The sequence below is a fragment of the Mesorhizobium sp. M1403 genome (assembly GCF_040317695.1).
GTDB lineage: Bacteria > Pseudomonadota > Alphaproteobacteria > Rhizobiales > Rhizobiaceae > Mesorhizobium.
Genome location: NZ_JAMYKY010000060.1, coordinates 1 through 9,676, shown reverse-complemented (window position 1 = coordinate 9,676; position 9,676 = coordinate 1). Strand labels below are relative to the sequence as shown.

General features: G+C 60.3%; 6 protein-coding genes and 3 pseudogenes. 7 read left to right on the top strand and 2 right to left on the bottom strand.

The window, feature by feature from the left end:
- Nucleotides 1–573: pseudogene (locus tag NKH01_RS34405) on the bottom strand (dihydrodipicolinate synthase family protein); the annotation flags it as partial.
- A gap of 52 nt (nt 574–625) precedes the next feature.
- A complete protein-coding gene (locus NKH01_RS34400; RefSeq protein WP_353024657.1) occupies nt 626–1,030 on the bottom strand; it encodes a PLP-dependent transferase in 405 nt (134 codons plus the stop codon).
- A gap of 3 nt (nt 1,031–1,033) precedes the next feature.
- Between NKH01_RS34400 and NKH01_RS34395 the strand changes: the two are divergent.
- From NKH01_RS34395 to NKH01_RS34360, 7 genes and pseudogenes are all read left to right on the top strand, one after another.
- Nucleotides 1,034–1,679 (top strand): annotated as a pseudogene (locus tag NKH01_RS34395) (Mu transposase domain-containing protein); the annotation flags it as partial.
- A 903-nt stretch (nt 1,680–2,582) separates the two neighbouring features.
- Nucleotides 2,583–2,969 (top strand): ectoine synthase, encoded by a 387-nt coding sequence (locus NKH01_RS34390; protein WP_352983690.1) that lies wholly within the window; start codon nt 2,583–2,585, stop codon nt 2,967–2,969.
- Between the two features lie 696 nt (nt 2,970–3,665).
- Nucleotides 3,666–5,191, top strand: a pseudogene (gene istA / locus NKH01_RS34380) (IS21 family transposase).
- Nucleotides 5,192–5,205: 14 nt separating this feature from the next.
- On the top strand, nt 5,206–5,967 hold the full coding sequence (istB, locus tag NKH01_RS34375; protein ID WP_353024656.1) for an IS21-like element helper ATPase IstB: 762 nt from the start codon (nt 5,206–5,208) through the stop codon (nt 5,965–5,967).
- Between the two features lie 67 nt (nt 5,968–6,034).
- Complete coding sequence (locus NKH01_RS34370; RefSeq protein WP_353017007.1) at nt 6,035–6,205, top strand: hypothetical protein; 171 nt, start codon at nt 6,035–6,037, stop codon at nt 6,203–6,205.
- A 12-nt stretch (nt 6,206–6,217) separates the two neighbouring features.
- The gene (locus NKH01_RS34365) at nt 6,218–6,364 is read left to right on the top strand and encodes a transposase (RefSeq protein ID WP_352873354.1); all 147 of its coding nucleotides are present in this window, start codon (nt 6,218–6,220) and stop codon (nt 6,362–6,364) included.
- Between the two features lie 560 nt (nt 6,365–6,924).
- On the top strand, nt 6,925–9,676 hold a 2,752-nt coding region (locus tag NKH01_RS34360; protein ID WP_353024655.1), incomplete at its 3' end, for an AMP-binding protein.

Here is a 9,676-nt window from a genome sequence, read left to right as displayed (position 1 = left end):
ATAGCGACAATCCCACCCACCTTTGCCAGGCGGCTGACGAGTGCTGGGGTGAAATGGAAATGCGTCGTTCCTGGATTGTCGTAGACGACGATCGGCAGGCCGCTCTCGCACGCCACCGTCGAGAAATGTTCGAACACCTCGTCATCAGTGAGCGGGGTGTAGGAGGCGGCCGCAAGCAGCCCCGCGGCAGCTCCAAGGGCCTTGGCGTCCTGCGCGAACCTCACGGCTTCATCGGTGCGCAACGCGCCCACACCCACCACGACCGGCGTTCGCCCGGCGATTTCGTCCAAGGTCTCGGCGAGCGTCCGTCGCCGTTCCTCGCGCGACAGATACATATAGGTGCCGGTGCTGCCGAGAAGACCGATGGAGTTGTCGGCCGAATTGAGAAACTGACCCCCCCCTATTGCCTCACCGAGGCAATAGGGGGGGGTCAAATCCTCACTTCGCTTGACAGGAGTCGACCTGAGCGGCGCCAAGCCGAGCAATCAGCCTGCGCAGAGCAACGGTATCGACGCGGCCGTCACGATCGGCGGGCGTGATGGGAAACGCGGAAAGACCGCTCAGGAATGCCATGGCAAGGCTCCAGGTTTGTGCGTCAGCGCAGGACTGGCCGGACGACAGGTCATCACAAGGCGTCCAGAGCCCGCCGCAGGTCCGCGACTAGGTCGTCGGCGTCTTCAAGACCCACCGAGAGACGCATGAGGTCCTCGCCCACTCCATCGGCCAGATGCGCATCCTTGCGGATCGGCTGCCGGGCACGGGTGAGGCTTGCTGGGTGATAGATGAGGCTGTCGGCATCGCCGAGGCTGACGGCGCGAGTGATCAGGTTGAGCCGGTCCATCATCCGGCGCGCTCCTTCGTATCCAGCGTGGAGGCCAAAGGCCAACATGCCCGATCCGTTGGACATCTGTTTTCGCGCCGTCACCTGATCAGGGTGCGAGTCGAGGAAGGGATAACTCACAAATGCCACCGCCGGGTGCGCCTCGAGCGCCTGAGCCACCGCAAGGGCCGTGGCGCTGTGCCGTTCCATGCGCACCATGACGCGGTGACGCGCCAGGTGAGGTTTACGCGCAGCTGCATGCCTCCGCCCGGTACTGGGGCTCCAGCCGCGGGCCTGTGCTCCCTATCAAGCACGTACGAAAGGGAAGGACGAACGCGGAGTGGGCCACGTCAAGAAGATCGCGATCGCCGGGCGGCGGTTCGAGAGCTGGGCGGCGTTCGAGGCGCATCTGGACCGGTGGACGCGCGTGGTCGCCGACCAGCGCGAACACGGCACGACCGGTGTCGCGCCGGTGGAACGCTTTGCCGATGAAGCTCGCACGCTTCGCCCCCTGGCTGGGCGTGCCCCGTTCGGTCAGTTGCGGGACCTGGTCCGCAAGGTTCAGGCCGACTGCGCGATCGATCTCGACACCAACAGCTACTCGGTCCCTTGGCGCCTGATCGGCGAGAGCGTCCAGGTCGTGGTGCTGGCAGGCCGGGTGATCATCCGTCATGCCGGCCAGGTGGTGGCCGACCATGCGCTGTGCCGAGGACGACGGCAACGAATCGTGGACCGAACTCATTTTGTCGGCGTTGCCGGCTTCGAAGGCTCGGTACGCGCCGACCCGGTCGAGATCGCGCCGGCCGCGTTGCTGCGGCCGCTTGCGGAATACGAGGCGGTTGCTGGAGGGGCTTGCTGATGACGAACGTAGATCACGCGACCAGATCGACACGCTGAGCGTGCCGCCGCTCGCCGGCATGGCGAGCCTGTCCGATAGGCGTGAGCCCGGCTAGCCGCCGACCGCGAATGTTGCGGAGATCCGCGCGGCTGGGTTCGAGCCCCCGCAAGCGCCGCGTGTGGTCGGCATCGACAGCTGGGCCTGGCGCAAGGGTCAGCGCTAGGGTGGATTCCAATGGACTGGACCCAATGGGCGCTGATCGGGCTTTTGAGCATGACGATGCTGATCGGTAGAGACAAAGGTCAGCCGCACCGGCCGCCGGCTCTCTTCGCGCGTCTGACCGCATCCAGATAACCGGACAGCATTGTGTCCGCTATCGCTTGGCAGTTTGTCAGATTGGCTTCACTGCGCTGCAAATCCTCGATTCTCTAAGCGGCTGAAAAGCCATAAATTTTATCGCTATCTGTCTACTAGCAGGCCTCTCTGATTGGGTGGCACGAGATTTGCTTCGTTAGCCAAGAGGCCGCGGAGCCGTATTCGTGTTGCGAGGCACAGCGAAGGAAGGAAACAACTTGCCAGATCTGCGACCGAAAACGCTTTATGTGGCCGGCAATATCACCAACGGCATTCTAAAAGATGCCAACTCGAGCGGCGGTGCCGCGCAGAAGTGGTCACATCACGGTAGTGCGCGCCCGAGATCGAGTTAGATAAGAACGAATGCTTCGCTTCTCTGCGCGCGGCAATAGCGGACATGGATTTACATGTCCTTACCGGCATGCCTCCGGTCCAAATAACCATTGCTTGCCTTTCGTCGTCGGGGGCGGGCGGAAGCCGCGCTTCTAGGTCAGAACAACGGCCTCCAGCTTCCGCAATAATGACTTTAACCTGTATTCCTGCAATCACAGTTAAGAATAGGATAGCACTATGATTGTGCGTAGCCTGCACGATGTTGAAGCGACCGATCACTTCGTCGATTGGGGCAATGGTACTAGCCACCGCCTCCTGACGGATAAGGACGGCATGGGCTTTAGCATCTGCCACACCGTAGTGCGCGCTAACACCGTCTCGCTTCTGCAATACCGCAATCATCTCGAAGCCTGCTACTGCATCGCCGGAGAGGGCGAGGTCGAGGACATGGACGGTAATGTCTTCCCCATTCGCAAGGGCGACATCTATGTGCTTGACAAGCATGACAAGCATCTTCTGCGCGGGGGCCAGGACAAGGACCTGATCCTCGTCAGCATCTTCAACCCGCCCCTGAACGGAACCGAGCGCCACAAGCTCAACGACCCTGCAGGCTCGACATATTGAGCAAGGCGAACAAACGCCAAATCTCATTTAAACCGCCGCTCATTGCGAGGAACATTCACCTTAGCGACCCAACAACAAAATTTGTTCTCTATCTTGCTCATATCGGCTGTTCAGTTACATGTGTAAAGACTCGGAAGTCCGGCGCGTAACGCAGATCCTGCGTCGATGAATCGAATGTGAAGTGGTGATGACCTGCCATTAAACTTTCATCAAGTGGCGATTTGCGCAGCATTTCCGGTGCTCCGATACCATTCTCTGGACCGCCGGGATTAAAGTTTTCCGGTAGTCAGGCCCTCACCACCGCAAGGCAATATCGGTATCTCCGATGAAGCACTGACCTAGAGGCTGCGAATACTGATCCTGATCAATGATGTCGCAGCGGACATGCTGCCCGCAAATCCTTTTGCCGCTTGAGCAGAAGCTGGGCAAGGTTCTGCTCAAGCGGCAAAACGATTCTCGCCTCAGGCGGGTCAAAGCTCAGATGGACGTTATCGATCAACCGCATCATGATGATGCGGTTGATGCGTATTTCAGACGATCGTGAGCACGGATTTCACGGGATCATGAGCAACGATTTCAGGCCATCGTGAGCAACGATTTCAGATGATCGTGAGCACCTTTTCGTGGGTGCGGGATGCTTCGTCCGACAACTCAACCGGTCTACGGGATTGCCTCGTTCAACAACGAGGAAGCCTGATGCCAACCCAGAGATTGTCGATGCGCCGGATCAGAGAAGTTCTACGTTTAAGGCATGTCCAGGGCCTACCCGAACGGGTCATCGCGCGCATGATCGGGGTGAGCAATGGCGTCGTGCATGGCTATCTGCGGCGCGCCCATCTTGCCGGGCTGAGCGGATGGATGACGAAGGCCTTGAGCTGCTCCTCTTTCCGGCGCCGAGGGCGGCATCGCAAAGCCCCCGTCGGCCGGTGCCCGATTGGAGCTATGTGGAGAAGGAGTTGCGCCGCCGCAGCGTAACGCGGGTGCTGTTGTGGGAAGAGTATCGCGCCGCCAACCGCGACGGCTTTGGCTATACGTGGTTTTGCACGACCTTTGAGGCCTGGAAGGGGCGCACGCGCCCGACGATGCGCCAGACGCACCTAGGCGGCGAGAAGGTGTTTGTCGATTTCGCCGGCGACACCATCGACATCTTCGACCCCGTCACCGGCGAAGCGCACGCCATGAAGCTGTTCGTCGCGGCGATGGGCGCCTCGAACTACACCTACGCCGAGGCGTGCCCGAGCGAGAGCCTGCCCGACTGGATCGGTGTTCACACGAACCTTTTCACCTTTCTGGATGGCGTGCCGAAGTTCGTGATCTGCGATAATCTCAAGGCCGCCGTCACCAACCCCGATCGCTACGATCCCGGTCTCAACCGGACCTATGCCGAGATGGCGAGCCATTACGGCACCGCAATTCTCGCAGCCAGGCCGAGACGCCCGAAGGATAAGGCAAAAGTCGAAGTTGCCGTGCAAATTGCCCAGCGCTGGGTCCTGGCGCGGCTGCGCAACCAGCGCTTCTTTTCCCTGGCGGCGCTGAATGCCGTCATCCGCGTGCTCGTCGCCGAACTCAATGCCCGCCAGATGCGTGGCTTCGGCTCCAGCCGAGCCGAACTCTTCGCCGAGATCGATAGGCCGAAGCTGGGAGAACTGCCGGACCAGCCATACGTCTTTGCGCGCTGGAAGCGCTGCCGCGTCGCACCCGACTATCATGTCGAGGTCGATGGGCACTGGTATTCCACGCCCTACCGCCTCATCCGCGAGCTCGTCGATGTGCGCATCGCCGACAACACCGTCGAGATCTTCCACAAGGGTCAGCGCGTCGCCAGCCACGCCCGTGCGCCCAACCGGCGCGGCCATACGACCGTTGCCGATCACATGCCGAGCGCGCATCGCCGCTACGGCAAGTGGACGCCGGGAGGATTGATCGCAGCCGGCGAGAAGATCGGTCCTTCCACCGCCGCCTTCTTCCAGGCTGTCATCGCTGACCGGCCGCATCCCGAACAAGGCTTTCGCACTTGCCTCGGCATTCTGGCGCTGACCAAGAGCTACGGCAACGCGCGCGTCGATGCAGCCTGGCAACGTGGCATTCTCATCAAGGCACGCTCCGTCGCCTCGATCCGTTCGATCCTCAAGAACGGCCTTGATCGCGCTTTCCTCGACGAGACGCCCGATCACCAACCCCTGCGCCACGGCAATATCCGCGGTCAGGGCTATTTCCACTGAACCAGGGAGATTCCATGCTCACCCATCCCACCCATGAACGGCTGGTCGCACTCGGTTTGTCCGGAATGGCCAAAGATTTCGAGGAGCAACGACGATCGCCGGATCTCGATGCTCTGTCGTTCGAGGAGTGCATCGGGCTCCTTGTCGACCGCGAAGCCGCCGAGCGCGACACCAAACGTCTCACGGCCCGCCTCAAATTCGCCGCGCTGCGCCAAAGCGCATGCGTGGAAGATGTCGATTTGCGTACCCCGCGCGGCATCGACCGCGCCGTCTTCGCCAGGCTCGTCGGCGGCGACTGGATCGACCGTCACGAGAACTTGCTGGTCACAGGCGCAACCGGCCTGGGCAAGAGTTGGATTGCCTGCGCGCTCGGTCACAAAGCCTGCCGCGACAATCGATCGGTGCTCTATCATCGCGTCCCGCGCCTCTTCGAGGCGCTCGCGCTGGCTCGAGGTGACGGACGCTATGGTCGCCTGCTCAAGACCCTCGGGCGCGTTCAACTCCTCCTTCTCGACGACTGGGGCCTGTCTGTTCTCAACGCGTCCGAACGGCGCGACCTCCTGGAGATCCTCGACGATCGCCACGGTCGCGCATCGACCATCGTCACCAGCCAAATTCCCGTGGAACTCTGGCACGACGTCATAGGCGATCCCACCCTCGGTGACGCGATTCTGGATCGCCTCGTTCACAACGCTCACCGCCTTCAACTCGCCGGAGAAAGCATGCGAAAACACAACGCCCGCACCCACGCTCTTGACGGCGTCTCAAACGCCTGAACAATAACTAGGTCGGCCGAAGCGACCGCTCATGATCGCGTAAAATACGTGCTCACGATCGCCTGAAATGGCTGCTCACAATCAGCGAAATGCGCAGTTGATCCAGGCCGATGATAGCCTGAAAGCTCGCTTCGCCCTCCTTGTCTCCATTCTCGGAATTTCCACTGCGACGGCCTTCACGCCAATCATCGAAATGCCAGAACTCGGAGACTCGACGAAAGCCGCAACCTCCTTATGAGGTCTCGCTCCGATGAGCCGACAATCCGGACGATGGACCGAACGCGCTTTCATTGCTGGCGGAAGGGCCATCGTCCGACAAGCGCTCTATATGCCAGCACTTGTTGCAGCCCGCTTCAATCCGATCTCAAGGCCAAGTACAAAGGCTTGTGCCGATTGATAGCGCGCTCAACGGCACGATGTCTGGCGATGTCGGATAAATGACAAAGCAGTATTATTGCTATCATATTGATTGAGAATGACTTCACCTTTTGGCACGATACGTGCGTAGGCTTCTAACAAGGCGCATAGACTGAGGAGAAGTCGCGCGATGATCACGCACACCGGAAACTCAGACGAGGGTAGGGTGGCAGCTGCGATACTGCCGGCGACGATATTTGGTGACCTGGGAGCTTGGCGGGGATTGGGAAGATCTGGCTCCGCCGCGCAAGAGCTTCGTTACCGTCAATTGACGCGAGATTACACTAGCGATCGTAGGCCCCCCGAGCAGATTCGAACCAGTGTGAGCGATTACGGAGGGCGGCGCCTAGGACGGGAACTGCCCAGCTTGGTGGGTGAACTGCGGGAGGGATGAAGATGGCACCTCGGTCTTCTTCGGCGCGCGGAAGTGCCTGCGTACCAGGCGATCAGGATAGGCATCCTGCAGCGCGATCAATCTGCTCGAGTGTCTTTGTTGGCGGTGGTACGCTTGCAGTTAGATGCGCTCAGCTGGCAACGGAGATGGGCCACGTCATTGGTGCGGCCCTGTGTGGCGACGCCACATTCGCAGAGTGGGCGACTCGTGCCAACATCCCCTGCATGGAAAGTGCTGAAGAGCTCTCCTCTTTTTTGAAGGCTGAGCCGGTGGATTGGATTTTCTCCGTTGCCAATCCGTTGATATTGCCACCGGACGTGTTTGGGCGCGTGCGTCAAGGTGCTTTCAATTACCACGACGGTCCATTGCCACGATATGCGGGAACGCACGCGACGTCCTGGGCGCTGCTGGCGCAAGAGACCGAATATGCCATCACGTGGCATCGGCTCGATGATGGTGTTGATACGGGTGACGTCGTGGTTCAGCGCCAGGTGCTGATTGCGCCCACCGATACGGCACTGACCCTGAACCTTAAATGCTATGAAGCCGCGATCGAGGGCTTCCGCGAGCTCTTAACTGGCCTCGAGAATGGGAAGCTTACTGCCTATTCGCAGGCGCTGGTGAACAGAAGCTATTTTCCGAAACGTCGACGCCCAGATGCGGCAGGCTGTCTGCGATGGGATCAATCCGCGCAAGAGTTGTCAGCGATGACGCGGGCCCTAGGCTTTGGGCCATATCATCCCAATCCAATGTGTCTGCCCAAGGCTCTCGTTGGCGATGAGGCTGTCACAGTCAGACGCCTGGAGGTGTTGGCTCAACGCTCGGGCGTTCCGGCAGGTTCGTTGCTTGAAGTCCACTCCAGCCATTGGCGTGTGGCGACGGGTACAGAGGATGTCGATGTTTGCTTTGGCGGCCCCAATGGCCAGGTGCTGGACGCGCGAGCCCTCGCTAGGCACTCCAATCTGGATGAAGATGGTCGCCTTCCGATCTTGAGCGATGAACAGGCGCGGAGCATAACTACCACCCATGAATTACTGGCGCCTCGGGAGGATTTTTGGCGACAGCGGCTCGAGCAGTTTAGAAGATTGCATCCTCCTTTCTTGTCGTCGTCCGTGGCTGTGGCACAGCCTAGGTGGCAGTCGAGTTCGTGGTTCATTCCGAGTGCTTTGGCTAAGCTGTCCCCACTCGATCGCACGGACTACTTGGTAACGGCTTGGCTGATCTATCTCGCCCGCATCACGGGTGAAACAGAGCTTCAACTGGGATGGACGCCTGCATCGGATGAATCACAAGCTGGCTCCAAAGCGGTGGAGGTGTTGATCGCCTCTGTCGTCCCGATGGAAGTTACCATTGATCTTGCACATGATTTTGAAGAAATGCGCAAAACGGTGGCGGCCGAATTCGCTCAGTTGAGGGCGCACGCTAGCTTTGCCCGGGATCTTATCGCGCGCTGCCCGACATTGCGAGGTGTGGAGGCGCTACGGTTGCAGCAGCCCTGGCCGATTGGCATCACAATCACGACAGACAGCGGTTCCGTCGCTGGCGATCTGAAGACGAGCCACAGAGCTGGCCCAGCCCTATGCGGCGATTTGCTGACCTTTGAGGTTTGCGCTCTGGATGGGAGCTTTCGCTGGCATTTTGATGCCAGTCGATTAGCGCCGAAGCAGATCGACCGCATGACGCAGCATTTGCAGACTTTGTTACATGGTGTGACGGTCGACGCGGGGCAGCCGGTCGGCCGCATCGACATCCTCCCGGCCGACGAACGCACGTATCTACTGGAGCAGTTGAACCGGACGGCGGCGCCTTATCGGTCGGAGCGGTACATCCATGAGTTGTTCGAGGCGCAGGTGCGCCAGGCGCCGGGGGCGGTGGCGGTGGTCCATGAGAACGAGCGCCTGAGCTATGGCGAGCTCAATGCGCGGGCCAACCGGCTGGCGCATCATCTGATCGCCCTCGGGGTCAGGCCGGATCAGCCGGTGGCGATATGCCTGGAGCGCAGCCTGGCGATGGTGGTGGGTATTTTGGCGATCCTCAAGGCGGGCGGCGCCTATCTGCCGCTGGATCCGGCCTATCCGTCGGCGCGGCTGCGGCAGATTGTCGAAGATGCAGAACCGCAACTGCTGCTTTGCGATGCCGCCGGCCGGACGGCACTGGGCACCGAGGCGCTGGCCGATGTCAGCGTGGTCGATTTGGATATGGCCACTCCGGTCTGGGCCGCGCGATCGCCTTTGGACCCGGAGCCGCGCACGCTTGGCCTCACCTCGCGCCATCTCGCCTATGTCATCTACACCTCCGGCTCAACCGGAACCCCAAAGGGCGTCGAAATGTCTCACGGCTCGCTTGTGAATTCGCTCTCGCCCTCACCGGGGAATGGAGCGCCAAAACGCACACTTCAATTCGCGACCCTGAACTTCGATGTGTCATCCCAGGAGTTGTTCATTTGTTGGAAGGACGGTGGACTGCTCGTGCTCGTGCGGGAAGAAACCCGTAGCGACTTCTCCGACTTGGTCGAATTCGTGAAGAGGGAGGCGATCGAGCGCCTTTTCCTCCCGTTCGTAGCATTGAACCATTTTGCGGAGGTCTGGGGGGCGCAGCAAGTGCTGCTGTCCTCTTTAAGCGAGATCTATACAGCCGGTGAGCAATTGCAAGCCACTCCATTGCTTAGGGCGTTCTTTGAAGCACATCCAAAGGCGAGATTGATCAATCAATACGGGTCCACAGAAATCAACGTCATTGCCGAGCACCGCCTTGCAGCTGACCCATCAAGCTGGCCCCAATTGCCTCCCGTCGGCCGTCCGATTGCGAACACGCGGGTGTATCTTCTGGACGGCCATGGCGCGCCGGTTCCATTCGGGGCGGTGGGCGAGCTTTACATCGGCGGGGCCGGCGTTGCGC

Coding starts and splice junctions, on each gene's coding strand:
- NKH01_RS34400 (WP_353024657.1), bottom strand. CDS start 1,030: ATGGAACGGCACAGCGCCACGGCCCTTGCGGTGGCTCAGGCGCTCGAG.
- NKH01_RS34390 (WP_352983690.1), top strand. CDS start 2,583: ATGATTGTGCGTAGCCTGCACGATGTTGAAGCGACCGATCACTTCGTC.
- istB (WP_353024656.1), top strand. CDS start 5,206: ATGCTCACCCATCCCACCCATGAACGGCTGGTCGCACTCGGTTTGTCC.
- NKH01_RS34370 (WP_353017007.1), top strand. CDS start 6,035: ATGGCTGCTCACAATCAGCGAAATGCGCAGTTGATCCAGGCCGATGAT.
- NKH01_RS34365 (WP_352873354.1), top strand. CDS start 6,218: ATGAGCCGACAATCCGGACGATGGACCGAACGCGCTTTCATTGCTGGC.